27 protein-coding genes and 1 pseudogene are annotated in these 24,656 nt (G+C 66.7%); 19 read left to right on the top strand and 9 right to left on the bottom strand.

Features of this window, described 5'->3' with window-relative positions; genetic code table 11:
- The first annotated feature begins 19 nt into the window (after window positions 1-19).
- The 8 genes from pstC to AAC067_RS10210 all read left to right on the top strand — a co-directional run bounded on the left by pstC (window position 20) and on the right by AAC067_RS10210 (window position 7,936).
- The gene (gene pstC, locus AAC067_RS10245; protein ID WP_339932153.1) at window positions 20-1,465 is read left to right on the top strand and encodes a phosphate ABC transporter permease subunit PstC; all 1,446 of its coding nucleotides are present in this window, start codon (window positions 20-22) and stop codon (window positions 1,463-1,465) included.
- Entirely contained in the window at window positions 1,458-2,750 is a 1,293-nt protein-coding gene (gene pstA / locus AAC067_RS10240) for a phosphate ABC transporter permease PstA (RefSeq protein ID WP_339932151.1), read from the top strand. The genes pstC and pstA overlap by 8 nt, the downstream gene beginning before the upstream one ends.
- 4 nt (window positions 2,751-2,754) lie before the next feature.
- Window positions 2,755-3,651 carry a phosphate ABC transporter ATP-binding protein PstB gene (gene pstB / locus AAC067_RS10235; RefSeq protein ID WP_339932149.1) on the top strand — a complete coding sequence of 299 codons (897 nt, stop codon included), beginning with the start codon at window positions 2,755-2,757 and terminating at the stop codon, window positions 3,649-3,651.
- A 13-nt stretch (window positions 3,652-3,664) separates the two neighbouring features.
- Window positions 3,665-4,393, top strand: a complete 729-nt coding sequence (gene phoU, locus AAC067_RS10230) for a phosphate signaling complex protein PhoU (RefSeq protein WP_339932147.1) — start codon at window positions 3,665-3,667, stop codon at window positions 4,391-4,393.
- A gap of 29 nt (window positions 4,394-4,422) precedes the next feature.
- Window positions 4,423-5,112, top strand: coding sequence for a phosphate regulon transcriptional regulator PhoB (gene phoB, locus AAC067_RS10225; protein WP_339932145.1), 690 nt, complete (start codon window positions 4,423-4,425; stop codon window positions 5,110-5,112).
- A 240-nt stretch (window positions 5,113-5,352) separates the two neighbouring features.
- A complete protein-coding gene (locus tag AAC067_RS10220) occupies window positions 5,353-7,188 on the top strand; it encodes a gamma-glutamyltransferase family protein (RefSeq protein ID WP_339932143.1) in 1,836 nt (611 codons plus the stop codon).
- A 47-nt stretch (window positions 7,189-7,235) separates the two neighbouring features.
- Complete coding sequence (locus tag AAC067_RS10215) at window positions 7,236-7,526, top strand: AbrB/MazE/SpoVT family DNA-binding domain-containing protein (protein ID WP_339932141.1); 291 nt, start codon at window positions 7,236-7,238, stop codon at window positions 7,524-7,526.
- Window positions 7,523-7,936: a PIN domain-containing protein gene (locus AAC067_RS10210; RefSeq protein WP_339932139.1), complete on the top strand. Its 414-nt coding sequence runs from the start codon at window positions 7,523-7,525 to the stop codon at window positions 7,934-7,936. The genes AAC067_RS10215 and AAC067_RS10210 overlap by 4 nt, the downstream gene beginning before the upstream one ends.
- A gap of 4 nt (window positions 7,937-7,940) precedes the next feature.
- Here AAC067_RS10210 and AAC067_RS10205 read toward each other — a convergent pair whose 3' ends face one another.
- Window positions 7,941-8,858, bottom strand: coding sequence for an Hsp33 family molecular chaperone (locus AAC067_RS10205; protein WP_339932137.1), 918 nt, complete (start codon window positions 8,856-8,858; stop codon window positions 7,941-7,943).
- A gap of 85 nt (window positions 8,859-8,943) precedes the next feature.
- Between AAC067_RS10205 and AAC067_RS10200 the strand changes: the two genes are divergently transcribed.
- From AAC067_RS10200 to AAC067_RS10170, 7 genes and pseudogenes are all read left to right on the top strand, one after another.
- Window positions 8,944-9,588 (top strand): hypothetical protein, encoded by a 645-nt coding sequence (locus tag AAC067_RS10200; protein WP_339932135.1) that lies wholly within the window; start codon window positions 8,944-8,946, stop codon window positions 9,586-9,588.
- A 47-nt stretch (window positions 9,589-9,635) separates the two neighbouring features.
- Window positions 9,636-10,163, top strand: a pseudogene (locus AAC067_RS10195) (HAD-IB family phosphatase); the annotation flags it as partial.
- Window positions 10,164-10,298: 135 nt separating this feature from the next.
- On the top strand, window positions 10,299-11,528 hold the full coding sequence (serA, locus tag AAC067_RS10190) for a phosphoglycerate dehydrogenase (protein ID WP_339932469.1): 1,230 nt from the start codon (window positions 10,299-10,301) through the stop codon (window positions 11,526-11,528).
- Window positions 11,529-11,619: 91 nt separating this feature from the next.
- Window positions 11,620-13,437, top strand: a complete 1,818-nt coding sequence (locus tag AAC067_RS10185) for an autotransporter domain-containing protein (RefSeq protein ID WP_339932133.1) — start codon at window positions 11,620-11,622, stop codon at window positions 13,435-13,437.
- Window positions 13,438-13,657: 220 nt separating this feature from the next.
- On the top strand, window positions 13,658-14,284 hold the full coding sequence (locus AAC067_RS10180; RefSeq protein ID WP_339932131.1) for a M23 family metallopeptidase: 627 nt from the start codon (window positions 13,658-13,660) through the stop codon (window positions 14,282-14,284).
- A gap of 138 nt (window positions 14,285-14,422) precedes the next feature.
- Window positions 14,423-15,385: an ATP-binding cassette domain-containing protein gene (locus AAC067_RS10175; protein ID WP_339932129.1), complete on the top strand. Its 963-nt coding sequence runs from the start codon at window positions 14,423-14,425 to the stop codon at window positions 15,383-15,385.
- The gene (locus tag AAC067_RS10170) at window positions 15,382-16,806 is read left to right on the top strand and encodes an ABC transporter permease (RefSeq protein ID WP_339932126.1); all 1,425 of its coding nucleotides are present in this window, start codon (window positions 15,382-15,384) and stop codon (window positions 16,804-16,806) included. Before AAC067_RS10175 ends, AAC067_RS10170 begins: the two co-directional genes overlap by 4 nt.
- A gap of 224 nt (window positions 16,807-17,030) precedes the next feature.
- Here AAC067_RS10170 and rpsU read toward each other — a convergent pair whose 3' ends face one another.
- Window positions 17,031-17,297 (bottom strand): 30S ribosomal protein S21, encoded by a 267-nt coding sequence (rpsU, locus tag AAC067_RS10165; RefSeq protein WP_201104539.1) that lies wholly within the window; start codon window positions 17,295-17,297, stop codon window positions 17,031-17,033.
- A gap of 233 nt (window positions 17,298-17,530) precedes the next feature.
- Between rpsU and AAC067_RS10160 the strand changes: the two genes are divergently transcribed.
- On the top strand, window positions 17,531-18,199 hold the full coding sequence (locus AAC067_RS10160; RefSeq protein WP_339932124.1) for a COQ9 family protein: 669 nt from the start codon (window positions 17,531-17,533) through the stop codon (window positions 18,197-18,199).
- Here AAC067_RS10160 and AAC067_RS10155 read toward each other — a convergent pair.
- Genes AAC067_RS10155 through purE form a run of 3 tightly spaced genes read right to left on the bottom strand, consistent with a single transcriptional unit; the run spans window position 18,196 to window position 20,571 of the window.
- Window positions 18,196-18,951, bottom strand: a complete 756-nt coding sequence (locus tag AAC067_RS10155) for a hypothetical protein (RefSeq protein WP_339932122.1) — start codon at window positions 18,949-18,951, stop codon at window positions 18,196-18,198. The two genes, AAC067_RS10160 and AAC067_RS10155, sit on opposite strands and share 4 nt — an antisense overlap.
- A 57-nt stretch (window positions 18,952-19,008) precedes the next feature.
- Complete coding sequence (locus AAC067_RS10150; protein ID WP_339932120.1) at window positions 19,009-20,082, bottom strand: 5-(carboxyamino)imidazole ribonucleotide synthase; 1,074 nt, start codon at window positions 20,080-20,082, stop codon at window positions 19,009-19,011.
- Window positions 20,083-20,571 (bottom strand): 5-(carboxyamino)imidazole ribonucleotide mutase, encoded by a 489-nt coding sequence (gene purE / locus AAC067_RS10145; protein ID WP_339932118.1) that lies wholly within the window; start codon window positions 20,569-20,571, stop codon window positions 20,083-20,085. It lies immediately after the preceding gene.
- Window positions 20,572-20,761: 190 nt separating this feature from the next.
- Here purE and AAC067_RS10140 point away from each other — a divergent pair, with 190 nt between their 5' ends.
- Window positions 20,762-21,337 carry a GGDEF domain-containing protein gene (locus tag AAC067_RS10140; protein ID WP_339932116.1) on the top strand — a complete coding sequence of 192 codons (576 nt, stop codon included), beginning with the start codon at window positions 20,762-20,764 and terminating at the stop codon, window positions 21,335-21,337.
- 17 nt (window positions 21,338-21,354) lie between these two features.
- Here AAC067_RS10140 and AAC067_RS10135 read toward each other — a convergent pair whose 3' ends face one another.
- Genes AAC067_RS10135 through AAC067_RS10125 form a run of 3 tightly spaced genes read right to left on the bottom strand, consistent with a single transcriptional unit; the run spans window position 21,355 to window position 22,682 of the window.
- The gene (locus tag AAC067_RS10135) at window positions 21,355-21,579 is read right to left on the bottom strand and encodes a DUF465 domain-containing protein (protein WP_339932114.1); all 225 of its coding nucleotides are present in this window, start codon (window positions 21,577-21,579) and stop codon (window positions 21,355-21,357) included.
- 39 nt (window positions 21,580-21,618) lie between these two features.
- Complete coding sequence (locus AAC067_RS10130; RefSeq protein WP_339932112.1) at window positions 21,619-22,083, bottom strand: TIGR02444 family protein; 465 nt, start codon at window positions 22,081-22,083, stop codon at window positions 21,619-21,621.
- A complete protein-coding gene (locus AAC067_RS10125; protein ID WP_339932467.1) occupies window positions 22,080-22,682 on the bottom strand; it encodes a UbiX family flavin prenyltransferase in 603 nt (200 codons plus the stop codon). Before AAC067_RS10125 ends, AAC067_RS10130 begins: the two co-directional genes overlap by 4 nt.
- A gap of 129 nt (window positions 22,683-22,811) precedes the next feature.
- On the opposite strand from AAC067_RS10125, the gene AAC067_RS10120 reads away from it, so the two are divergent.
- On the top strand, window positions 22,812-22,985 hold the full coding sequence (locus AAC067_RS10120; RefSeq protein ID WP_339932110.1) for a DUF465 domain-containing protein: 174 nt from the start codon (window positions 22,812-22,814) through the stop codon (window positions 22,983-22,985).
- Window positions 22,986-23,151: 166 nt separating this feature from the next.
- Here the strand turns inward: AAC067_RS10120 and AAC067_RS10115 are convergent, their stop codons facing one another.
- Window positions 23,152-23,817 (bottom strand): cell cycle transcriptional regulator TrcR, encoded by a 666-nt coding sequence (locus AAC067_RS10115; protein WP_339932108.1) that lies wholly within the window; start codon window positions 23,815-23,817, stop codon window positions 23,152-23,154.
- Window positions 23,818-24,031: 214 nt separating this feature from the next.
- Between AAC067_RS10115 and AAC067_RS10110 the strand changes: the two genes are divergently transcribed.
- The gene (locus tag AAC067_RS10110) at window positions 24,032-24,649 is read left to right on the top strand and encodes a beta/gamma crystallin-related protein (RefSeq protein ID WP_339932106.1); all 618 of its coding nucleotides are present in this window, start codon (window positions 24,032-24,034) and stop codon (window positions 24,647-24,649) included.
- Window positions 24,650-24,656 lie beyond the last annotated feature (7 nt).

Genomic DNA, 24,656 nt, shown 5'->3' with positions numbered 1-24,656 from the left:
TTCGCTTCCCCGGATGTCGATGAGCTGGCTGTTTCTACCTCTGTTGATCGTGTTCGTGGCGTCGGCGTTTGTCGGCGCACGGGCGCTTGCGCGTCGACGCGGCGAGCAGGCCCGGGCCGAGGGACAGTCCCCGCATTCGCGTCCGGGTCAGCACGGACTGTACGCGCTGATCTGGACGGCGGTACCGGCGCTGGTGGTCCTGATCGCAGCCTCCATGTTTTCCGGCGAGATCGAGCACCGGCTGCTGACCGCCGGCGCGCCGGAGAGCGTTTCCCAGCTTGAACCCTTCCGCCGCGAGGCCTTCTTTGCGGACGCCCGCCGGGTCGGGGCCGGACAGCCTGCCGCCCAGATCTGGGCGGCACCGCTGGCCGGACAGCTGCCGCCGGAAGGTCGTCGTGCCGCGAGCATCCATCAGACCCTGAGCGTCGGCGGCATGGTGGGGGCCCTGCTGGCGAGCATGCTGGGCGGCCTGTTCGTCTTCAGCCAGATCCGGCCCGGTATGCGGGCGCGCAACCGGGTCGAGGGCTGGATCGTCGGCCTGCTGTTCGTCTGTTCCGCAGTGGCCGTCCTGACGACCATCGGGATTATTGCCTCGTTGCTGTATGATTCCGTTCGCTTTTTCTCCAGCGTGCCGGTGCTGGACTTTCTGTTCGGGACCAAATGGAGCCCGCAGACGGCCATCCGCGCGGACCAGGTCGGCTCGACCGGGGCCTTCGGGGCGCTGCCGCTGTTCGCGGGTACCTTCCTGATCATGGCCATCGCCATGCTGGTGGCCGCGCCGGTCGGCCTGTTCTCGGCCATCTATCTCTCGGAATATGCGAGCCCGACGGCGCGCGCGCTGATCAAGCCGGCGCTGGAGATCCTGGCCGGGGTACCGACGGTGGTCTACGGCTTCTTCGCCGCCCTGACCGTGGGACCGGCCTTCCGGGCCTTCTTCAACGGAATGGGGGCCCAGATGGTCGGCGGGCCGCTGGACGGGATCGGCCACTACCTGATGCTGGTGCAGAACCAGATGGCGCTCGTCGCGGGCGCGGTCATGGGGATCATGCTGATTCCGTTCGTCTCGTCCCTGTCCGACGACATCATCAATGCGGTGCCCCAGAGCCTGCGCGACGGATCCTATGCGATGGGGGCCACGAAATCCGAGACGGTCAAGCGGGTCCTGCTGCCCGCCGCCCTGCCGGGCGTGGCCGGGGCCATGCTGCTGGCCATGTCGCGGGCCATCGGCGAAACCATGATCGTGACCATGGCCGCGGGCCTGGCCGCCAAGCTGACGATCAATCCGCTGGACACGGTCACCACCGTCACCGTCCAGATCGTGACGTTGTTGACCGGCGATCAGGAGTTCAACAGCCCCAAGACCCTGGCCGCCTTCGGCCTGGGCCTGACCCTTTTCCTGGTGACCCTGGCGCTGAATATCGTGGCCCAGCGCATCGTCCAGACGTACCGGCAGCAGTATGACTGAACCGACCCCCGGGATCACTGAGGCAGCGAGCGTGGACCGTCTCCGGGCGGGCCTGAAGCGCCGCCATGCCCGGGAAAACCGGTTCCGGACCTACGGTTTGCTGGCGATCGCCATTTCGATCGGCTTTCTGTTGCTGCTGCTCGGCCGGATCATCGAGCAGGGCCATACGGCCTTCTACGCCCACACGGTGACGGTGCCGGTCTATATGGACCCCGCCCGCATCGACCGCTCCTATCCGGCGGGGACCAATTTCGAAAAGCTGGTGGCCGAGCAGGTTCTGGTGCGCTTTGGCGTCGAGGACGATGCCGCCGAGACCCGCGCGACCGCCATGCGCGGCCTGTTTTCGTCCGAACTGAAATACCGGATCGCCGAGCGGCTGCAGCGCCAGCCGGGTCTGATCGGTGAGACCCTGCCGATCGCCGCCCCGATGTCGGACGAGGCCGATCTCTATTTCAAGGGCCAGATTTCCCGCGCGACGCCGGCAGTGCAGCGCCGGTTGAGCAATCAGCAACTCGACTGGCTCGACCGGATGAATGCCGAGGGGTCGGTCTCGGCCCATTTCAACACAGCCCTGTTCACCAACGGGGACTCGACCGAGCCGGAACTGGCCGGGGTCGCCGGGGCGGTGGTGGGCTCGGCGCTGATGCTGCTGGTGACGGCCTTGATCGCCATTCCCCTGGGCGTGGGGGCAGCGGTGTATCTCGAGGAATTCTCGCCGCGGAACCGGCTGACGGACATGATCGAGGTCAACATCAACAATCTCGCGGCCGTGCCGTCGATCGTCTATGGCCTGCTGGGTCTGTCCCTGTTCATCAACTGGATGCACCTGCCGCGATCATCGCCGCTTGTGGGGGGACTGGTGCTGGCCCTGATGGCGCTGCCGACCATCATCATCGCCACCCGTTCGTCGCTGAAGGCGGTACCGCCTTCGATCCGCGAAGCCGCCCTGGCCATGGGCGCAAGCCGGACCCAGACGGTGTTCCAGCACACGCTGCCGCTGGCCATGCCGGGGGTGATGACCGGGTCGATCATCTCGATGGCCCACGCCCTGGGCGAGACCGCGCCGCTGCTGCTGATCGGCATGGTCAGCTTCGTGCCGGGGATTCCGACCGGGATCGACCAGCCGACCGGGGCTCTTCCGTCCCTCATCTACATCTGGGAGAATGCTTCGGAGCGGGCATTCCATGAGCGGACGGCCGCCGCCATCCTTGTGCTCCTCGCCTTCATGATCGTCATGAACGCCGCCGCTATCGTGCTGCGCCGGCGGTTCGAACGCCGGTGGTAAGCCTATGAAGACCAATTTCTTTCGTGCTGCAGACGGCGGTGAGAGCGGGGGCGACGACGCCGCTGCGACCGTTGACACCCGGTCGGTGGCGTCGCGCGCCATCAACGTGCCCCAGCCGCGCGCGAACGGTGACGATCCGGTCGGGCCGACCAAGATCGCCGCCGGCGACGTGTCGGTTTTCTACGGCGACAAACAGGCGCTGTTCGACGTCAGTCTGGATATTCCGGACAAGACGGTGACGGCGCTGATCGGGCCGTCGGGTTGCGGCAAGTCGACCTTCCTGCGGACGATGAACCGCATGAACGATACGATCCCGGGCGCCCGGGTGACCGGCCGGATCGAGATCGACGGCGAGGACATCAATGCCAAATCGGTCGATCCGGTGCTGCTGCGGGCGCGCGTCGGCATGGTGTTCCAGAAGCCGAACCCCTTCCCCAAGACCATCTACGAGAACGTCGCCTATGGGCCGCGCATTCATGGCCTGACCAGCACCAAGGCGGAGCTGGATGAGGTGGTCCGGGTGTCCCTGCGGCGCGCGGGATTGTGGGAAGAGGTCGCCGACCGACTGCATTCGCCGGGCACCGGCCTGTCGGGTGGCCAGCAGCAGCGGCTGGTGATCGCCCGGGCCATCGCGGTGAACCCCGAGGTGATCCTGATGGACGAGCCTTGTTCGGCGCTGGATCCGATCGCCACCGCCAAGATCGAGGAACTGATCGACGACCTGCGCGAGCAGTATTGCATCGTCATCGTCACCCATTCGATGGCCCAGGCCGCCCGGGTCAGCCAGCGCACGGCCTTCTTCCATATGGGCAAGCTGATCGAGACCGGATCGACCGAGGACATCTTCACCAACCCGCACGAGCGGCGCACGCTCGACTACATCACCGGCCGTTACGGTTAGGATCGGCAGCGTTATGAAACAGCACACCGTCAAGGCCTATGGGGACGAGCTGAACCAGCTCACGGCCGAGGTCGCCCGCATGGGCGGTCTGGCCGAGGCCCAGGTGGCCGACGCCGTCGACTCGGTCGCCCGCCGCGATGTCGCCCTGGCCAAGGCCGTGGTCGAGCGGGACGCCCGGCTCGACGCCATGCATCGCGACATCGAGAAGAAGGCCATCCGCCTGATCGCCCTGCGCCAGCCGGTGGCCAGCGATTTGCGCAAGACCCTGTCGGCGATGAAGCTGGCGGTGGATCTGGAGCGTACCGGCGATCTGGGTCGCAACATCGCCAAACGCGCGCTGGTGCTGGCCGAGGGCGAGCCGATGCAGCCGCTGACGCGGTCGATCGAACGGATGGGCAAGCTGGTCTCGACCCGGCTACGCGATGTGCTGGACGCTTATACGGCCGGTGAGGTCGACCGGGCGCTGGCCGTGTGGAGCACGGATGACGAGGTCGACGAGCACTACAATGCCCTGTTCCGGGAACTGCTGACCTATATGATGGGGGACCCGCGCACGATCGGGGCCTGTACCCACCTGCTGTTCATCGCCAAGAACCTCGAGCGGATCGGTGACCACGCAACCAATATCGCCGAGTCGATCCACTATGAGATCACCGGCGAGGAGATCGTCGGCGACCGGCCGCGCTGGACGCCGACGCCCGACGACGCCGCGGCCCCGATTACCGACCCCGACGCCCAGTAGCCGAACGATCCGAAACCGGAGCGCAGCCCATGCAGCCCTACATCCTGGTGATGGAAGACGAGGACGCCCTAGCGACCCTGCTTCAGTACAATCTGGAAAAGGAGGGCTATCACGTCGTCATCGCTTCGGATGGCGACGAAGGCATGCTGCAGATCGACGAACGGCTGCCGGACCTGGTGCTGCTGGACTGGATGCTGCCGGGCCTGTCGGGCATCGAGGTCTGCCGACGTATCCGCGGCAAGGCCGAGACCCGCAACATGCCGATCATCATGCTGACGGCGCGCGGTGAGGAGAGCGACCGGATCCGCGGGCTCGACACCGGGGCCGATGACTATCTGACCAAGCCGTTTTCGATGGTCGAGCTGATCGCCCGCATCCGCGCCGTGCTGCGCCGCATCCGGCCGGGCCTGGCCGACGACCGCATCAACCACGGCGACATCGTCATCGACCGCGTCGCCCATCGGGTGCGCCGGGCCGGCAACGAGATCCATCTGGGCCCGACAGAGTTCCGCCTGCTGGACCATCTGATGCAGCATCCGGGCCGGGTGTTCAGCCGCGAGCAGTTGCTGGACGCGGTCTGGGGCTCGGACGTCTATGTCGAGGCGCGGACGGTGGATGTGCACGTCGGTCGCCTGCGCAAGGCGTTGAACGTCGAGGGCACGGTCAATCCTATCCGCACGGTCAGGTCGGCGGGGTATTCGCTGGATCTGGGGGGCTGAGCTAGCCGCAAACGTCCTTCCCCCATTTCGGGGGAAGGTGGGCCGCGCAGCGGCTCGGATGGGGGCTCCATCCGCAACCTCAGTTCTCCAGTTTATCGCCCCGGCAGCAGCCCCCATCCGTCAGGCTCCGCCTGCCACCTTCCCCCGAAATGGGGGAAGGAAGAGGCGGTGATGACCGCCAACGCTTCACAGCGGCGCTCAAGCCGTTAGGGTTCGGTCTCGCTGTTGAGGAGCTGTTTCATGCGCCGCCGTACCTTTCTGTCGACCCTGCCTGCCGGGGCCATTCTGGCCGGGGCCGGCGTTGCCAATGCCGCAACGGTGCAGACCACAGCCGCGCGACCCGTCGTTCACAACGCCCCATCCGCCGACTTCTATGCCGGGGTCGGTCCCGGTAATCGCAACAGCGGGGTGCAGTTCGTCAGTCGCTCGACCGTCTGGGGCGCTCATGGCGCAGCCGCCACGGCCCATCCGCGGGCGACCCTGATCGGCATCGACACCCTGAGGCGCGGTGGTTCGGCCATCGATGCGGCCATCGCCATCAATGCGGCGCTGGGCTTTCTGGAGCCGACCGCCAACGGCATCGGCGGCGACGCCTTCTGCCTGATGTGGGATCCGGCCCAGAAGAAGGTTGTCGGCCTGAATGGTTCGGGCAACAGTCCGCGCGGCCTGTCGCTGGCGACAGCGCGGTCCAAGGCCGGGGCCGACGGCTACCTGCCCAAATACGGGGCGGTGACGGTCAATGTGCCCGGCACGGTCGACGCCTGGTGGAGCGCGCACCAGCGCTACGGCAAGCTGCCGTGGAAGGATGTGCTGCTGCCCGTCGCCGAGCTGTGCGAGGAGGGGGTGCCCATGCCCCAGCTGATCGCCTGGTATCTGCAGCGCAACATGGCCGGGTTCGATGCCTCGAGTGGGATCATCGAGGAGAACGACAACCGAAAGAAGGTCTATGCCGCCATCGGCCGGACTCCCGCCGTCGGCGAGGTGTTCGCCAATCCGCATCTGGGTCGCACGCTGCGGCTGATCGCCGAGGGCGGGCGTGATGCCTTTTATGAGGGCGAGATCGCCGATCATATCGAGCGCTATTTCCGTCGCATCGGCGGCTGGATGACCAAGGCCGATCTGGCCGCCCACAACAGCGAATGGGTCGAGCCGATCCGCACCGACTATCGCGGCGTCGACGTCTATGGCCTGGGCCCCAACACCCAGGGCCTGTCGACCAACCAGATCCTCAATGTCTGCGAACAGTTTGACCTGAAGGGTATGGGATTCCAGTCGGCCGCCTCGATCCATCATCAGGCCGAGGCCAAGCGGCTGGCGTTCGAGGACCGGGCCAGATGGTTCGCCGACGACCGCTTCAGCCGCACGCCGGTCGCGCATCTGAATTCCAAGGCCTATGCCGCCGACCGCGCGCGGCTGATCCGGCCGGACCGGGTCATGGACCGGGTCTTCCCCGGCGACGCGCCGACCCAGGGCGACACCACCTATTTCAGCGTCGCCGACAAGGACGGGATGATGGTCAGCTGGATCCAGTCCAACTATCGCGGCATGGGCTCGGGTCTGGTCGCCGATGACCGGCAGGGCAACCCGCTGGGCTTCATGTTCCAGGACCGGGGCGAGCTGTTCAACCTGACCGACGGCCATCCCAACGTCTATGCGCCGGGCAAGCGGCCCTTCCACACCATCATCCCCGGTTTCGCCTGCAAGGGCGGCGAGCCGTGGATGGCCTATGGCGTGATGGGCGGCGGCATGCAGCCGCAGGGGCAGGCCCAGATCATCATCAATATGGTCGACTACGGCCTCGACCCGCAGGAGGCCGGGGACAGTCCGCGCTGGCAGCATGAGGGCTCGTCCGAACCGACCGGCCAGCCGGCCGAGGGTGTCGGGGTGCTGTATCTGGAGACCGGCGTGCCGGCGGCGACGAAGGCGCAGTTGGAAGCGATGGGCTGGGTGCTGGGCGGTCCCAACGGCGGCTTCGGCGGCTACCAGAACGTCGTGCGTCAGCTGAACGCGCACGGGCCGTGGACCTATGGCGCGGCCACCGAGATGCGCAAGGACGGGATCGCGCTGGCGTACTGACCGGGCGTCGGCTTCAAAAGTCTTACTTTCTGTGGTAAGACTTACGCATGCGCATCACCTCAAAAGGCCAGGTCACCATCCCCATCGACATCCGCGAGCGGGCCGGCCTGCTGCCGCATACCGAGGTGGAATGGGTCATGGAGGGCGGCAAGGTGGTGCTCAGGCCAGCCGACGGACTGACACGGGGCGAGCGGATCGTGGCGCGGCTTAGCGGAGCGGCGACGGACAGGTCGATGACCGCCGATGAGATCATGGAAATGACCCGCGGCCCCTACGATGACCTGGAAGGCGGGGCCGCTGCCGGGCTGCACGAAGCACCAAAGCGGTTCGACCGGTGAGCCCCGTTCTGGTCGACAGCAATGTCATTCTGGACATCGCCATCGCTGACAGTCCCTGGCGCGGGTGGTCAGCATCGGCGTTGAGCCGGAGCGCCGAGAACCGATCGCTCATCATCAACCCGATCATCTACGCCGAGGTGTCGGTTGGTTTTCTCGAGATCGCGGACGTCGAGGCCCTGGTAGACGAAGCCGGGCTGGCCCGCGAGGACCTGCCGTGGGGCGCAGCGTTTCTGGCTGGAAAGGCTTTCAAGCGTTACCGGCGCGGGGGCGGCGAGCGGCGTTCACCCCTGCCGGATTTCTTCATCGGGGCCCACGCAGCGGTACGGCGCTATACCTTGCTGACCCGCGACGCGCGGCGCTATCGCACCTATTTTCCGAGCGTCGACCTGATCTGCCCCGACAGCGACTGAGCGCCTAAGTCGCCGCAACCTCTTCTGGGTTCAGCGCATAGACCGTCGAACAGTATTCGCAGGTGACCCGGATCTTGCCGTCGTCCTCGACCATGTCGGCCAGTTCGGCCGGGTCGAACGAGGCGAGGACCGAGCCGATGCGGTCTTTCGAACAGCGACAGACCGCCTTCAGGGGGCGGGCGTCCTCGAGCCGGACGCCATCCTCGTGGAACAGACGGAACAGCAGGGTCTCGGGCGTGATCGTCGGGTCCAGCATTTCATCGTCGGCCAGGGTCTGGAACAGGGCGCGTGAGCGGTCCCAGATCTCCTCGGTCGAGCCGCGGGCGTCGTCTGCGGCGATGATCTGGATCATGGCCCCGCCGGCGCGCCAGTGGGTGCCGGTCGCGTCCGTGATCGCACCGACCGCGAGTTTCACCTTGGTCGGGACCTGTTCGGACTGCTGGAAATAGTGTTCGGCGCACAGCGACAGGCTCTCGCCCTCGATCGGGGTGATGCCCTGGGTGCGTTCGAAGTCCGGGCCGCGGTCCAGCGTCATGATGAAGAGGCCCTTGCCCAGCAGGGTCTGGGCCCCCGGGCGGGCAAAGCCGGCCGAAGCCGCCGCGACCTCGTCCGGGTCAAAGCGGCAGAACCCGCGCATGGTGCCGTTGGTGTCATAGTCGGCGACGACGTAGCGCACCGGCCCGTCGCCCTGGGCCTGGACGATCAGCCGGCCCTCGAATTTCAGGCTCGAGCCGACGAGCGCGGCCAGGGCGCAGGCTTCGCCCAGCAAGGCCGCGACCGGCTCGGGATAGGTGTGGGTGGACAGGATAGAGTCGATCGTCTGACCGAGTCGAACCAGCCGCCCGCGCACCGGCCAGCCTTCGATCTGGAAGGCCGCAGCGATGTCGTCGACAGGAGCGGATGCGGGCGCATGATCGGTCACGGAGGGTCCTTGCAGGCGGGGTGTGGGAAGGGATGCAAGATAGGTACCTGTCTCGCCGATGATAAGGGGCACATGATATGGTGCCATGCTTGGCCGGGCGGAACCTCTGTTCGCCCGGTTCGCTCCCAGTCTCATGCGGGACCGCGGTCCCACCTACCAGCCGTATGAGGTCGGGCTCGATGAGTCCGCCGGAGACGGCCTCGATGAAGAGGTTCACTATCCAATGGTTCGACAAATCAGTGCCCTGGACGAAATTCGCAAACATCCCGGCATCACCAGCGCCGTCGTTGCGGTGCTGGCGGGGGTCGGGCTCGCCACCCTGTTGCTGAACCAGCGCTCGGGACCGACCCGGTTCGAGCAGCTGCGTGGCCGGATCAATCCGCGCGGCTGGGTCGACACCGGTGCCCTGCGCGATCAATTCGGCCATCTGGCGCGCAGCGTCCGGCAGGGGCTCGACGACGCGGGTGAACGGGCCGGTGATCTGGGTGAAGAGACCCGCGACCGGGCGGACCGCTGGTATCGCGATGCGCGACGCAGCTCGCGCAAGACGCTCAAGCGGCACGGCAAGACGGCGCGGCGCTATGCCGACCAGGCCGACGGCTATGCGCGCAGTCACGCCCGGGAGGGTGGGGCCATTCTGGCGATCATTACGATTGCGGCAGCGGTCGGGGCCGCGGCGCTGGAATCCCGCCGGTCGAACGCACCGACACGCAGTTCAACCCGGTACTGACCGCATAGACCATTGCTGCAAGTGCGAAGGTGGGTCAGGTTGACGGCATGACCAACCGACCGACCTTCGTGTTTGACTTCGATTCGACGCTCGTCGCGTTCGAATCCCTCGATGTTCTGGCCGAACTGGCGCTTGCCGGAACGACGGACGGCGAGCGGATCAGCACGGAGATCGCCACCCTGACCGACCGGGCCATGACCGGTGACATCGCCTTTGGTGAGGCCCTGCGGCAGCGACTGGCCCTGCTGCCGCTCACCCGCGAGCATGTCGCCGCGGTGGCGGAGCGCGCGACGGAGTCGATGACACCGTCGATCGGCCGGAACCTCGCGTTCTTCCGCCGCCATGCGGGACGGGTCGTCATCGTCTCGGGCGGCTTTCGCGAAATCATCGCTCCGGTGGCGGAGGCCCTGGGCGTGCCGGCGGACCGGATACTGGCCAATGACCTCGTCTATGACGCCGAGGGACGGGTGACGGGCGTGGACCCGGGCAATCCGCTGGCCGGGGCGGGTGGCAAGGTCGAGGCGTTGAACCGGCTGGGCCTGAGCGGGCCCGTCGTGATGGTCGGTGACGGCTGGACCGACGCCGAGGTCCGGCTGGGCGGGGTCGCCGACCGGTTCTATGCCTTCACCGAAGTGGTGCGGCGCGAGACGGTCGTGGCCGCGGCCGACCGCGAGGCCACGTCGCTGGACGAGGTTCTGCACGCCGAGGGTATTGCCGGTCGCTGGTCCTATCCGCGCAAGCGGATCCGCATGTTATTGCTGGAGAACATTCATCCGGCGGCGGTCGAGCGTCTGGAAGAGGCAGGCTATTCCGTCGAGAGTCTGAAGGGCGCGCTGGACGAGGAGGCGCTGATCGCCCGGCTGAAGGGGGTTCATGTTCTGGGCGTCCGCTCCAAGACGCAGGTCAGTGCCCGGGTGCTGGACGCGGCGGATCGACTGATGGCGGTCGCCGCCTTCTGCATCGGCACCAACCAGATCGATCTGGACGCCGCCGCCGACCGGGGGGTGGCCGTGTTCAATGCTCCCTATTCGAACACGCGCTCGGTGGTGGAACTGGCCGTGGGTCTGATGATCGTGCTGATGCGCGACGTGGCGGACAAGAGCGCAGCCATGCATCGCGGCGAATGGAACAAGTCGGCGACCGGCTCGCGCGAGCTGCGCGGCAAGACGCTGGGCATCGTCGGCTACGGGGCGATCGGATCGCAACTGTCGGTTCTGGCCGAAGGACTGGGCATGCGGGTGGTATTTCATGACCTGTCTGAGCGAATGGCCCTGGGCAACGCCCGGCGGATGCGGTCGCTGGACGCCCTGCTGGCCGAGAGCGACGTGGTCAGCCTGCATGTCGACGGCCGGACCGAGAACAGCGCGCTGATCGGGGCGGCCGAGCTGGGGCGGATGAAGCCCGGGGTTCTGTTGCTGAACCTGTCGCGGGGACATGTGCTGGATGTCGGGGCCCTGGCCCAGGCGCTGGGATCGGGGCGGATCGGCGGCGCGGCGGTCGACGTCTTCCCCGAGGAACCGGCGACCAATGCCGAGCCGTTCGACAGTCCGCTCAGAGGATTGGCGAATGTGATCCTGACGCCACACGTGGGTGGATCGACCGAGGAGGCGCAGGAGGCGATCGCCGAATTCGCGGCGGACCGGCTGCTGGGATATCTCAACCGCGGCGACACGACCTTCTGCGTCAACCTGCCGAATGTGCAGCTATCAGAAGTGACCGGCGCACACCGGATTCTCCATATACACCGGAACCAGCCGGGGGTTCTGGCCGACCTGAACCGGGCGCTGGCCGGGGCGGGACTCAACATTCTGGGCCAGCATCTGAAGACCGATGAGCGGACCGGTTATGTGATCACCGACGTTGATCGGGACTACGAACCTCGGGCCCTTGAGGCGGTCAAAGAAGTCACCGGAACCCTGAAGTTCCGCATGTTGCACTAGCAAGCTTACCCAACGGCATCTTGCACTGCGCGTAAAGCGGCGCAGAGTGTGTCCCAATGACCGCGTACCGACGGTTGAGGGAGGGTATTTGATGTCTCGTTTCCTGAGTGGCGCTGCGATTGCAGCCCTTACGGTGGCAGCCGCCTGTGCGGTGGCCGGTGCCGCCAATGCCCAGAGTTATGGCCGACTGGTCGTGTTCGGCGACAGCCTGAGCGACAACGGCAACCTGTATGCCGCCACCGGCAATACGACGCCGACCTCGCCCCCCTACTACCTGGGTCGATTCTCGAACGGCCCGGTCTTCACCGAGCTGCTCGGCTTCACCGCGGGTCGTTACACCGCCGGAGCACCGGTGACCGGCAGCGTCAATTACGCCTTCGGCGGGGCACGTTCGGATAGCCAGTTCTCTCCGCTCGGAATGCGCAACCAGCTGCTGGCCTATACGGGCGGCGGCGGGACCTTCGGGTCCAATGACCTGGTCAGCATCCTGGGCGGGGCCAACAATCTGCTCCAGGGCGTCGGCCCGGCGGCGGTGTCCGCCAACCCGACCGGGACCATGGGCGCGATCGCGGTCAGCGCGGCGACCGACATCACCTTCATCACCAATAGCGTGGCCGCGGGCGGCGCGGGGACCATCCTGGTCTCCAACCTGCCCCGGCTGAGCGTGACGCCGCAGTTCAACCAGGGTGCAGGCCTGCCGGCGGCACCGCTGGCCGACTACGGTGCATCGACCTTCAACGGGGCGCTGCTGACCGGCCTGATGACCACGGCGGCGGCCAATCCGAACACCAACATCATCATGATGGACCTGTTCAAGGTCGGCGCTGTGATCAGTGCCGACCCTGCCGCCTTCGGCCTGACCAATGTCCGGGACACCTGCTTCAACGGGACCGTCTGCGCCAATCCGGACTCGTATTTCTACTGGGATACAGTGCACCCGACGGCGGCCGGACATCGGATGCTGGCGGCCCTGTCGAACGACTATCTCTACTATGGCGATATCGGTGCCCAATCGACGGTGCAGGGCGAGACCGCCTTCCGCCAGCGCGAGGACATGCTGGACCTGTCCAGCGAGGCCGTTTCGGGGCACGGGGCATGGGAACCCGGAACCCGGCTGATCGTCGGAGCCCTGACCGACAGCGTGACCACGGACGCCCGGGGTTCGGTGGCCGAGGCCGAGGCTGACGGCTGGGGTGTTCGTCTGGGCCTCGACCATGTGTCCAGCCCCAACTGGCGCGTCGGCCTGGCCGGCTCGTACCGCTCGTCCGACGTTCAGGCGGGGACGATGTCGTTCGAACAGCTGAGCTACGGCTTTGACGTCTATGCCGGCTGGCGCTCGGACAATATGTTCGTCAACGCCACCGCCGGTGGTGCCATCGAGCAATACGATGATATCGAGCGGATCACCTCGCTGGCCCCGATCGTCCATACGGGCGAGACTGACGGTGGCAGCCTGGGCGCGCGCGTCCAGACCGGCGTCTGGTATGACATGGGCGGTATCGCCATATCGCCGCGTGTGGCCGTGACCTGGGTCAAGACCACCGTCAACGCCTACAACGAGACCGGTGCCGCCGCGGAATACGCCTATCAGAAGCGGGAACTGCAGGGCGTCAGCGGCGAGGTCTCGGTCCGGGCCGAAGGCGGCGGGGAGGGCATGTCCTTCTATGTCGAGGGCGGCTATCGCGATGGTCTGTCGGACAGCTTCGACCCGGTCCGGGTCGGCATCGCCGGCAATCCGGCCCAGATTCAGTCGCGTCAGTTCGAGGATCCGTTCGGCGGCTCCTTCCTGGCCTCGGCCGGGCTGGAAACCCACATGGGACCGGTCAGGATTTCGGCCGGTTATCGCGGACGTTTCGGCGACAAGGCCGAGAGCCACAGCGGGGCCCTGACCTTCAGTCTGCCGCTCTAGAGTCGACGGAATCGCAAGACCGGGGGGCGCGTCACCGCAGGGTGGCGTGCCCCTTCGTTTGTTCCACCCCTGCGACGACCTGACGCTGCTGATGCCCAAAAGTCGCCCCATGGAGTCTTAGAAGGGCGGTCTTACCGGCGTCGTTCGCCCCGGTGCGCCGCTGGCGGACCCGACGACGTCCCACCCCGCTCCCTGAGCCGAAGCCGGAGACGATGCCTCCATGCGAAGCCTGTTGCCGACCGCACGGTCGATCCTGATCCATACCGGCCAGACCGCCATCCTTGCCGGTATGGCTGTTCTGGCCATGGCCGCCGCCCCAATGAGCGCCCCCGTGGGCGATGCTGCGGCTATCGCTACCGAGACTCCGGCGCTTGCGCCCATTCAGGCCGTGGCCGAACCGGCGGGGCCGGTGACGCGCAAGCTGCTGTTCAGTGCCCCGGTGCGCGGCTACGGGGTCAATTCGCCGTTCGGCCTGCGCAAGCTGGCCGGGGAGGCCCGGGCCCGGGCTCACAAGGGCGTCGATATCGCCGCCCCCAAGGGCACCGGCGTTCAGGTCGCGGCCGAGGGTCGGGTCCTGCGCACCGGCTATGACGCCAGCGGTTTTGGCAACTTCATCGAGGTCAGCCACCCGAACGGCATGACTAGCCTGTACGGCCATCTGAGCCGCATCGACGTAGCCTCGGGCATGACGGTTGAGCAGGGTCAGCGCATCGGCCTGGTTGGTTCGACCGGCTATTCGACCGGTCCGCACCTGCATTTCCAGATCGAGCGCAGTGGCCGGATGGTCGATCCGTCCCGCGTCGTCGGGCGGTCGTTCGACGTGGTCGTCAAGGCCGCCAAGGCTTGATCACGGCCGGTGCCTGTCTCCGCCTTGCCCTCGTGGCGGGATCAACCCGACGTATCAATCTGACGTTGCAGGGTCCTTTCCGGTAGCGATATGCGTGCCGGGCTTGCTAGGTTGGCCGTCACGTTCCCTGGAGGCGATATGACGGCGGCACTGACGCTCGACGGACTGAGCAAGCGATACGGCGATTTTCACGCGGTGCGCGATCTCAGCTTCCAGGTCGAGAAGGGTACGATCTGTGGCTTTTTGGGCCCCAACGGGGCGGGCAAGACCTCGACCATCCGCATGATCCTGGGCCTGCAGTCGGCCAGTGCCGGGCGGATCGACATCCTGGGCTCGAACGACGGGCGCAAGGTGCGGGATCGGATCGGTTTCCTGCCGGAGGAGCGCGGTCTCTACAAGAAGATGACGCCGGTCGAGGCGATCGCTTTCTTCGGTTCACTGAAGGGGCTGCCGACCGGCGAGGGCCGCAGGCGCGCCCGCGAGATGCTGGACGCCCAGGGATTGGGCGAGTCCAAGCGCAAGAAGATGAAGGAGCTGTCCAAGGGTATGTCCCAGAAGGTGCAGCTGATCGCCGCCGTGGTGCATCGCCCCGAGTTCGTGATCCTGGACGAGCCCTTCTCGGGACTGGACCCGGTCAACCAGCAGGGGCTGGAGAGCATCATTCGCGATCTGGCCGCCAACGGGGCCACGGTCCTGTTTTCGACCCATGTGATGCAGCACGCCGAACGGCTGTGCGACAAGGTCGTGCTGATGGCCCGGGGCCAGAAGGCGTTCGAGGGCTCGGTGACCGAGGCGCGGGCGACCTCGCGCCGGTTTCTGGAGCTGGAGGGGGCGATCGCGCCGCATCAGGCCGCCGCCCTGCCGGGCGTGGCTCATGTCGACACGGTTTCGGACGTTGACGGGGTTCGGGTGCTGAAGGCGCAGCTGACGCCGGGCGGCCAGGGTCAGGATGCGCTGAAGGCGGCGTTCCTCGGCGGGCTGGACGTGCGCCGCTTCGAGTTGCGCGAACCCAGTCTGCATGACGCCTTTATCGATCTGACCGGTGACAATCCCGACCAGGACCAGTCGGTGAAGGCCGACGGGGTGGAGTTCAGCCGATGAAACGCATCCTGTTGATCGCGCGCCGGGAATACGGCGCCTATGCCCGCACCGTCGGCTTCTGGCTATCGCTGCTGGCCTTTCCGATGTTCGCCGTACTGGGCGGGGGCATTCCCCTGCTGATCAAGTCGTCCGAACCGGTCAACGAGGTGGTGCTGATCGAGGAGGGGCCGGCGGCGACCGGTCTGGCCGCGGCGGTGCGCGAGGCCCTGCAGGCTGACGTCGACCGACGCGCCGCCCAGGCCGAGGAGGCGGCGCAGGCTGCCCGGGCCATGGTCCCGGCGGGTACCGAGACCGGGCCGGAGGCCGCAGCGGCCAGTCCGATGATGAACAGCGCCGGGGCCAGCGCCGTGGCGGCCCTGGGCCGGTCGCGTATCCGGCTGGTCGAAACCCCCGCCGACCTGGCGGCCGCGCCGCCTGGACCCGAGCAGGACGCCGTGATGAATCGCTATCTCGGCGATGACACTCCCAAGGCCGAGCGGCTGGATGGGGTCGTCTTCCTGACCCGGGTAGACGGGCAACCCGCCGCCCGGGTGTGGACCGCCCGGACGACGAACAACACGATCGAGAGCTTCGTGAAGCGATCGCTGCGTACGGCCAACAGCCGCCAGGTGTTTGAGGCCGCCGGCATCGACCCGGCCGTGGTGGCCGAGACCGAGCGGTTCGAGCCCAAGGTCACGGCCTTTTCGCCCCGATCGGTCGGGGGCGGCGAAGTCTCGTTCCGTGACCGCGCCCCCGCCTTCATCGGCCTGGCCTCCGGCTTTATCCTGTGGTCGCTGATCATCACCGGGGCCTCGATCCTGCTGAACAGCGTGATGGAGGAGAAGTCGAACCGAATCCTGGAGGTCCTGCTGTCCTCGGCCTCGGCCACGGAAATCCTGACCGGCAAGGTGCTGGGTGTGGCCCTGCTGACCCTGACGGTGATGGCGGCCTGGGGCGGAATCGGCGCGGTCAGCCTGATATCGTTTACCCCGGACCGGGCGGGTGACATTGGCCAGGTGCTGCTGCACGGCGGTCTGCTGGGCTATTTCGCGGCCTATATGGTCGGCGGCTATCTGATGTACGCGGTGCTGTTCGCCGCCATCGGGGCCTTCTGCGAGACGCCGCGCGACGCCCAGACCCTGATGGCCCCGATCATGATGATCCTGGTGGTACCGATTCTGGTCATGCAGATGGCCCTGAACACGCCCGATGCCCCGGTGGTCCAGATTCTGTCGTGGGTGCCGTTCTTCACCCCGTTCCTGATGCTGGCCCGACTGCATGCCGATCCACCGATGATCGAGATCATCGGCACCATGGGCGGCATGTTCGTCACCGCCCTGTTCATGGTCTGGGTCGCCGGTCGCGCCTTCCGCGCCGGAGCCCTGTCGGACATCAAGCTGAGCTGGAAGAGTTTCGCCGGGGCGGTGAAGGGAGGACGGTAGGTCCTTCCGTCTCCTCCCCATCCTTGATGGGGAGGGGGACCGCGAAGCGGTGGAGGGGCTGTTGAAGTCGCTCGATCGCGTCTGAAGCGACATCCCCTCCGTCACGGCGCAAGCGCGCCGCGCCACCTCCCCATCGCTTCGCGACAGGGAGGAGACAAGCGCACAAGGAAAAGGCCGCTCCGGTTGCCCGGGGCGGCCCTTGAAATCCTTGGGTGGCGTTCGCTCTAGGAGCGGTTGCCGCCGCCGGCAGCACCGGGACCCGGCACGCGGGGCTTCGGAGGCGGCAGGAGGCCTTCGCGCTGCATACGCTTGCGCGCCAGCTTGCGGGCACGACGGACAGCCTCGGCCTTTTGACGGGCGCGCTTCTCCGACGGCTTCTCATAATGCACGTGGCGCTTCATTTCGCGGAAGCTGCCTTCGCGTTGCATCTTCTTCTTGAGGGCTTTGAGCGCTTGATCGACGTTATTATCGCGAACGAAAATCTGTACCAGGGTTATCTCTCCTTTGGCCGCCCGCCGCGTCCTTTCGAAGGGAGACGGGCAGACAAATAAAATCGTGTACCGTCGAGCATGGCCCACGGGTGAAGGCGGGCTGATACACGAGCGGGTCCACACTGTCCAGATCGTCGCGGCGGGATATCGTGGCTCGCGAACCACGCCCGGACGGCCTATTCTGTGGGCTGGAGACCGTGAATTCATTCTAGTCGAAGGCCGTTGGGCGCGCCATGACCGCATCGCAGACATTGCCCCCCGAGGGCAACTGGGCCGACCGGATGGAGCAGGCGGTGCTGGACTCCGCCGTCCGTCTGGCCCCGAAACAGGGATGGAATGCGGCCATGGTGCGGGCCGCCTGTGCCGCCGAGGGCCTGTCGCGCGGGGACGAGGAACTGCTGCTGCCCAATGGCGCGCGCGATCTGGCCGTCCTGTTGTCGCGCCGCCACGACGCCCGGGCCCTGGCCGAACTGGCCACGGTCGAGGCCAAATCCCTGAAGATGCGCGAGCGAATCGCCCGGGCCGTGTCGGCGCGGATGGAGGCCGGGGCCGCTGATCTGGAGGCCACGCGCCGCTGCGCCGCGTTCCTGGCCCTGCCGATGAACGCGGACCTCGGGCTGAAGCTGGCGTGGGAGAGCGCCGACCACCTGTGGCACTGGGCCGGAGACACGGCCACCGACTGGAACCACTATTCCAAACGGACGATCCTGTCGGGCATTCTTATTCCTGCGCTGACCATGCGCTGGTTCGACGGACGCGAGGCGGCAGAGGCGTTCGTGGCGCGCCGCATCGAGAACGTCATGAGCTTCGAGAAATGGAAGGCCGGCAAGGATTTCGACGCCCCGATGAAGCGGGTGACCGAGATGCTGAGCCGGATGCGCTACGGGGCGAAGGTCGACTAAAGTCGAGAAATGGCTCGTTCGATCGGATCATAGCCGAGCTTCCCGTCGATAAAATTCCAACCGGCAAACATCTCCCATATCAGGGAGCAGAGTGGTTTGCTTTCATCGTATCCAGCGCCGTAGCGCTCGATACGCGCGATGAAAGCGCTCGACCGGACAAAGAAATTGTACGTCTGAACGTCATCGAGCCGATGGCTATCTACGATCCTCTCAAGCGCTCGGGAGATGATCTTCAGATTGAAAACGATCTCCTCATACTCGGGTGTGCGATAGCTCATTTCGTTCTGGAACGCGTAGAATCCCTCATCTGCTTGCGAGCCATCCTCGAACATCGCTCTGAATCCCTCGATTGTTAGGGCTAGGTCCACCGTAGCGGAATCGGCTTGGAGGTCTTTTCGTCCTCCCTTTTGGCTTGCGTGCACTACGGCGAATGCAATGTTTCGCTTGGCTTCGGAATACGTGCTTTTCAGGCCATCTCGTAGCAACCTGCGACGCCGACGTTCAACGCGCTCTGTCATAACGTAATAGAATACAAGTGATGTAAGGCCCCCTGTGCCAATTGACAGGGCCGCACTCAAACCATGCTCATACTGGGGCGCGGCGAACTCATGCTGCCACAGCGGAAATATTAAAGCGCCAATCGTCAACGTGAGGAACGTACCAAGCAACGCCCACTCTGGAGCTTTGTTGGCAATGACTCTGACGACGGCTTTCCAGTTACGTTGAAATGCCTTGGGTATGTGCTTCCACATGCTGCGTCCCACGATCAAATGACGTTCCGCCGCGAGCTTATGGAAAATTCGGCTTGGTCACAGCGGCTTGACCCGGTTCACGTGCGCCATCTTGCGGCCGGGGCGGGCCTCGGCCTTGCCGTACAGGTGCAGGCGGGCGTCGGGTTCGGCGGCCAGGGCCGGCCAGGCATTGACGGCCTCGCCCAGCAGATTGGTCATCTCGACGCGGGCGTGGGCCGTGGTCGGGCCCAGCGGCCAGCCGGCGACGGCGCGGATATGCTGTTCGAATTGATCGCAGACACAGCCGTCCTGGGTCCAGTGGCCGGTGTTGTGCACGCGCGGGGCGATCTCGTTGACCAGCAGGGTGCCGTCACCGTGGTCGAACAGCTCGATGCCGATGACCCCGACATAGTCGAGGCCCTCCAACACGGCAGTGGCGATGGCGCGGGCGCGGGCGTCGGTTTTCGCATCGACCGAGGCCGGGGCGACGGTGGTGGCGAGCACGCCACCGGCATGGTGGTTTTCGCCCAGCGGATAGACGGCGACGCTTCCGTCGCGGCCACGGGCGGCGATGATCGACAGTTCGCGGGTGAAGTCGGCCTTCGCCTCGAGGATGGCGGGGACCTCGCCGATGTCCTTCCAGGCGGCGGCGGCCTGTTTGGCGGTGCGGATCCAGGCCTGGCCCTTGCCGTCATAGCCGTCGCGGCGCGTCTTGAGCAGGGCGGGCAGGCCCAGCCGGGTCACGGCGTCGTTCAGGTCGTCGAGGCTGTCGACGGCGGCGAAGGCGACGGTGGTGGCCCCGACCCTGTTGAGGAAGGTCTTTTCCACGACCCGGTCCTGGGCCGTGGACAGGGCCGTGGGGCCGGGCGCGACCAGGGCACCGCCGCCGGCCAGAACCTCGACCGAGGCGGCGGGGACGTTCTCGAACTCGAAGGTCACCAGATCGCAGACGCGGCCCATGACATTGAGGGCCGTGGGATCGTCATAGGCGGCGACGATCTGGCCGCGCGAGACGCGTCCGGCCGGACTGTTCTCTTCCGGGTCCAGAATCACGACGTCGAAGCCGAGGCGGGCGGCGGCCTGGGACAGCATCCGGCCCAGCTGGCCGCCGCCGAGAATGCCGAGGGTGGAGCCGGGCGGAAGCGGGGCCACTCAGTCCTCGACCGTCTCGTGGACGGATTCGGTCAGGGCCTCGCGGTAGCTGGCGAGGCGACCGGCCAGGGTGTCGTCCGACAGGGCAAGGATCTGGGCGGCGAGGATGCCGGCGTTGGTGGCACCGGCCTCGCCGATGGCCAGGGTGGCCACGGGCACGCCGCCGGGCATCTGGACGATGGACAGCAGGCTGTCGAGGCCGCTGAGGGCTTTCGACTGGACCGGTACACCCAGCACCGGCAGTTCGGTCATCGCGGCGGCCATGCCGGGCAGGTGGGCGGCCCCGCCGGCCCCGGCGATGATGACCTTGAAGCCCGCGGCTTTTGCCCCCGCGGCGAAGTCGAACAGGCGTTTTGGGGTGCGGTGGGCGCTGACGACCTTCGCCTCCCAAGCCACGCCGAGGCGGTCGAGGGTTTCGGCGGCGCGCTTCATCGTCGGCCAGTCCGAGCGGCTGCCCATGATGATCGCCACGGGCGCTGTCGTCGCCATATCGCCATTCTCCCCGGGCCCGCCGGGGGCGGACCAGACTGCGGAAGGGGGCGCGAGGGGGTCGGAACCCCCGGGCTCACGCTCCGGGAAAGAGGCCGGTTACAGCACACGCGTTGCGCCCGCAACCGAGCGCGATAGCATGGGGGTCGGTCGCGGCCACTGAGTCGCGCCCCCGGGAGTTCTTCTGACCGTGAGCCAGACGGCCGCCAAACTGTCCGACGGGGACCTGAATACCGAGATCGCGCGCCTGCGCGCGGAGGTCGAGGCCCTGCGTCTGCGGGCCGAGGCGGCCGAGGCGGCGGCGGACACCGACGTGCTGACGCCGGTGCTGAACCGGCGCGGGTTCGTCGGGGCGATGAACCGGACCATGGCCTATTGCCAGCGCCACGGGGTGCCGGCGGTGCTGCTGTATCTCGATCTCGACGGCTTCAAACGGGTCAATGACGAGCTGGGTCACGCCGCCGGGGACGCCGCCCTGGTGCAGGTGGCCGAGCTGATGCTGACCAATCTGCGCGAATCAGACGCCGTCGGACGGCTGGGTGGCGACGAGTTCGGTCTGCTGATGCTGAACGCCGGGGTCGAGGAGGGGCGTGAGAAGGCCCGCAAGCTGGCCGCGGCGATGGCGGACAAGGGCTTTACCTGGGACGGGACCCGGGTCGACCTGGGTGGCTCGTTCGGGGTGCGCGGCTGGACCGATCACAGCGACGCAGAGGTGTGGCTGGCCGAGGCCGACGCCGCCATGTGGCTGCGCAAAAAGGCGCGCTGAGCCCCGCCAGCGGCGGCTCAGGCGATGATGTCGGGCAAGATGCGGTTCTCGACCTTGGCGATCTCGTCACGCAGCAGCAGCTTCTTGCGCTTGAGGCGGGCGATGCGCAGCTGATCGGGAATCGGTAGATGGCCGAGGGCTTCGATCGAGGCGTCGAGGTCGGCGTGTTCCGTCTGCAGGGTCTTGAGCCGCGCCAGCAGGGCGAGCTGCTCCTCGTTCAGATAGGGTAGGTCATCGTTCATGGTTCGGCCCCGGCGTCGTTGCTTATAACCGAGCACGGCTCAAGCCGGAAGCCGCTCGGCCAAACGGACCAGGGCCGGACGCGGCGTGACGGTGCCCCAGGCCCGGGCAGCCGCGGCGAGCGCGGCGATCGGCGGCTGCGGCGCGGCGTCCGGTGCGGGGGCGAGGGCTTCCAGTGCCGCCAGCAGCTGTCGTTCGGCATCGAGCTCGACAGCCTTGACCTGGGTACGAATGGCCTCGCGGGCCGGGTTGTCGATGTCGGGGATTGCGGCCTTGAGCGTACGCCGCACGGCGCGCAGCGGGGCCACGGCGGCGAGGTCCCAGGCCCGGGCGGTGTCGGCGGCGGCCTCGACCGTCTCCTCATCCGGGCGGCGGCCGGTGGCGGCGGTCCAGGCGGCCCACAGCAGCAGGGGGACGTTCTGTTCGTGGACGTCCTGCAGGGTCAGGCAGGTCTCGGATACGCCCTCGGTGCCGTAGGCGCGCACGGCCCAGTCCCACAGGCTCATGCCGGGGTCGGGCCCTTGAGGCCGTCCCAGCGCCGCACGGGGGCCCAGTCGAGGCCGAACAGGTCCAGCGCGCGACCCACCGACTGGTCGACCATCTCGGCGATCGATTCGGGACGGGTGTAGAAGGCGGGCAGGGGCGGGGCGATGATTGCGCCCATTTCGGCCAGGGCGGTCATGGTGCGCAGATGGCCCAGGTGCAGCGGCGTCTCGCGCACCATCAGCACCAGCGGGCGGCGCTCTTTCAGGGTCACGTCGGCGGCGCGGGTCAGCAGGGTCGAGGTCACGCCGGTGGCGATCTCGCCCATGGTGCGCACCGAACAGGGGGCGATGATCATGCCCAGGGTGCGGAACGAGCCCGAGGCGATGCTGGCCCCGACGTCGGTCAATTTGTGCACGACGGTGGCCTTGGCCGACAGGGCGTCGGCGCTGAGGTCGGTTTCCTGGGACAGGGTCAGCAGGGCGGCCCGGGTCACGACAAGGTGACTTTCAACCCCGAGTTCGGCCAGGGCGTCGAGCACCCGCGCGCCATGGATCACGCCCGATGCGCCGGAAATCCCGACCACGATGCGCGGCGGGTCGGTTTGTATGGCTCCGTTCACATCTTCGGCCAATTCGGGGTCCACGGTTTGTGTGTCTGGAGGGTCGGCGGAGTCACCCATTTGTGATTCCACACCCGTCTCCGTCAGGCGTTGATTGTGTGTGATCCCTTAGACATGGAGGCGCAAGCCATGACGATTGAGGCTCGTATTCGCGAACTGGGAAATCGGCACCGTTCACTGGATGAGATTATCCAGCGCGAACGGATCCACCCGTCGGTGGATTCACTACAGATACGGGAACTCAAGACGCGGAAACTGAAGCTCAAGGAACAGATCACCAGTCTGGAGGCGCGAACGGGTTAGGCCCCCGCATCTCCGGAAAACAAAAACGGCCCCGGGAGCGATCCCGGGGCCGTTGTTTTGTCCTCCCCGATGGGGGAGGCGGATTGTCGGCGGAGCCGGCGAGACGGAGGGGGCAGCCCCCTCCACCGCTACGCGGTCCCCCTCCCCCGATGGGGGAGGAACAAAGTCAGTCCTTGGGGCCGAACACCGAAGCGGCGGTCGGCTCGGCACCGCGACGCTCGCGCGCCTCGGGCACGAACTCGGGCTCGGCCGGTTCGGCCTCGACCGGCTGCATGGTGGCCCCGCCCTTCTTGGCGTCGTCCTTGGCCTTCTTATCGGCGGCCTTCTTGACCAGTTCGTCGAGCGCCAGCTGGCCGACGAGGCCGAGCGTCACCGGGTCGACCGGCTTGATGTTGGCGCTGTTCCAGTGCGTGCGGTTGCGCACGCTGTCGATGGTCGACTTGGTTGTGCCGAGCAGTTTGGAGATCTGGGCGTCGGTGACTTCCGGATGGTTGCGCACGAACCACGAAATGGCGTCCGGACGGTCCTGACGGCGTGAGACCGGGGTATATTTCGGGGCCTTCTTGCCCCCCTTCATCAGTTCGGCATGGCGGCTGACCACAGCGCTCATCCGATAGGTGTCGTCGGCCTGGGCCTTGTCGAGCTCTTCGCGGCTCAGCTGGCCGTTGACGAGCGGGTCGGCTCCACGGATGTCACGCGCCACGTCGCCGTCAGCGATGCCACGAACCTCGAGCGGGTGCAGGCCGCAGAAGTCGGCAATCTGGTCGAACGAGAGGGAGGTGTTGTCCACCAGCCAGACCGCGGTGGCCTTGGGCATCAGGATATCGGTCATGAACGCGTTCCGGTTCTTGTCTTTTCAGCCCGGTCGCCGGGCTCTGGATACGACGGCGCCCGGCCTTTCGACCGGGCGTGTATGCTCATGATATAGGCTGTTTCGCGGGAAAAGAAAACGAAGACCGACAGGATCATACAGCCAAGGTTCATCTCAGGGGCCTGATGTTGGTCTGACCGCCGCGATCCGTGGCCGCAAACAGATGGAGGACCCAATGTTGATCTCGAGCCTCGCCGCCCTGGCAGCCATGGTTGCCGTGCCCCAACAGGCCGCGCCGTATAACTATCAGGAGCCGCAGCGGGTCTCGCCGCGCGGCAGCTACAGCCGCAGCTGCAGCGGCGACTACGTCAATCAGGGCCGGCTGTATGCCGACTGCCGCGACCGTCGCGGCAATGTGCGCGGGACCTCGATCGAGTTGAACCGCTGTTCCAGCCACGACATCAGCAACGACGACGGCCGGCTGGTTTGCGGCCCGGTCCGGGGCGAGTACGAGGACCGTCGTGGCGGCGGTCGGGGCGATCGCCGGGATGACCGTAATGACCGCGACAATGGCGGTGGCTGGGGGCGCGGCGGCCAGAGTTCGATCACCGTCTATCGCGACGCTGATTTCCGCGGGGCCTCCTACAGCTTCAACGGTGAGGTCGTGAACCTGGGCAATACCGAGTTCAACGACGTCATCAGTTCGATGCGGTTCCGCGGCGAATGGGAGGTCTGTACCGACGCCTATTTCCGTGGCCAGTGCCAGACCTTCAGCGACGATGTGCGCAACCTCGATCGCTGGGGCATGAATGACCGGATCTCGTCGCTGCGCCCGGTGCGCGGCCGCCGCTGATTCCGGG

Origin of the sequence: uncultured Brevundimonas sp. (assembly GCF_963977465.1) — a bacterium.
Classification (GTDB): domain Bacteria; phylum Pseudomonadota; class Alphaproteobacteria; order Caulobacterales; family Caulobacteraceae; genus Brevundimonas.
The sequence above is the reverse complement of the archived record's forward strand: the minus strand, read 5'-3'. Positions and strand labels throughout refer to the sequence as shown.

Coding starts and splice junctions, on each gene's coding strand:
- pstC (WP_339932153.1), top strand. CDS start 20: ATGAGCTGGCTGTTTCTACCTCTGTTGATCGTGTTCGTGGCGTCGGCG.
- pstA (WP_339932151.1), top strand. CDS start 1,458: ATGACTGAACCGACCCCCGGGATCACTGAGGCAGCGAGCGTGGACCGT.
- pstB (WP_339932149.1), top strand. CDS start 2,755: ATGAAGACCAATTTCTTTCGTGCTGCAGACGGCGGTGAGAGCGGGGGC.
- phoU (WP_339932147.1), top strand. CDS start 3,665: ATGAAACAGCACACCGTCAAGGCCTATGGGGACGAGCTGAACCAGCTC.
- phoB (WP_339932145.1), top strand. CDS start 4,423: ATGCAGCCCTACATCCTGGTGATGGAAGACGAGGACGCCCTAGCGACC.
- AAC067_RS10220 (WP_339932143.1), top strand. CDS start 5,353: ATGCGCCGCCGTACCTTTCTGTCGACCCTGCCTGCCGGGGCCATTCTG.
- AAC067_RS10215 (WP_339932141.1), top strand. CDS start 7,236: ATGCGCATCACCTCAAAAGGCCAGGTCACCATCCCCATCGACATCCGC.
- AAC067_RS10200 (WP_339932135.1), top strand. CDS start 8,944: ATGCTTGGCCGGGCGGAACCTCTGTTCGCCCGGTTCGCTCCCAGTCTC.
- AAC067_RS10185 (WP_339932133.1), top strand. CDS start 11,620: ATGTCTCGTTTCCTGAGTGGCGCTGCGATTGCAGCCCTTACGGTGGCA.
- AAC067_RS10180 (WP_339932131.1), top strand. CDS start 13,658: ATGCGAAGCCTGTTGCCGACCGCACGGTCGATCCTGATCCATACCGGC.
- AAC067_RS10175 (WP_339932129.1), top strand. CDS start 14,423: ATGACGGCGGCACTGACGCTCGACGGACTGAGCAAGCGATACGGCGAT.
- AAC067_RS10170 (WP_339932126.1), top strand. CDS start 15,382: ATGAAACGCATCCTGTTGATCGCGCGCCGGGAATACGGCGCCTATGCC.
- AAC067_RS10160 (WP_339932124.1), top strand. CDS start 17,531: ATGACCGCATCGCAGACATTGCCCCCCGAGGGCAACTGGGCCGACCGG.
- AAC067_RS10155 (WP_339932122.1), bottom strand. CDS start 18,951: ATGTGGAAGCACATACCCAAGGCATTTCAACGTAACTGGAAAGCCGTC.
- purE (WP_339932118.1), bottom strand. CDS start 20,571: ATGGCGACGACAGCGCCCGTGGCGATCATCATGGGCAGCCGCTCGGAC.
- AAC067_RS10135 (WP_339932114.1), bottom strand. CDS start 21,579: ATGAACGATGACCTACCCTATCTGAACGAGGAGCAGCTCGCCCTGCTG.
- AAC067_RS10130 (WP_339932112.1), bottom strand. CDS start 22,083: ATGAGCCTGTGGGACTGGGCCGTGCGCGCCTACGGCACCGAGGGCGTA.
- AAC067_RS10120 (WP_339932110.1), top strand. CDS start 22,812: ATGACGATTGAGGCTCGTATTCGCGAACTGGGAAATCGGCACCGTTCA.
- AAC067_RS10115 (WP_339932108.1), bottom strand. CDS start 23,817: ATGACCGATATCCTGATGCCCAAGGCCACCGCGGTCTGGCTGGTGGAC.
- AAC067_RS10110 (WP_339932106.1), top strand. CDS start 24,032: ATGTTGATCTCGAGCCTCGCCGCCCTGGCAGCCATGGTTGCCGTGCCC.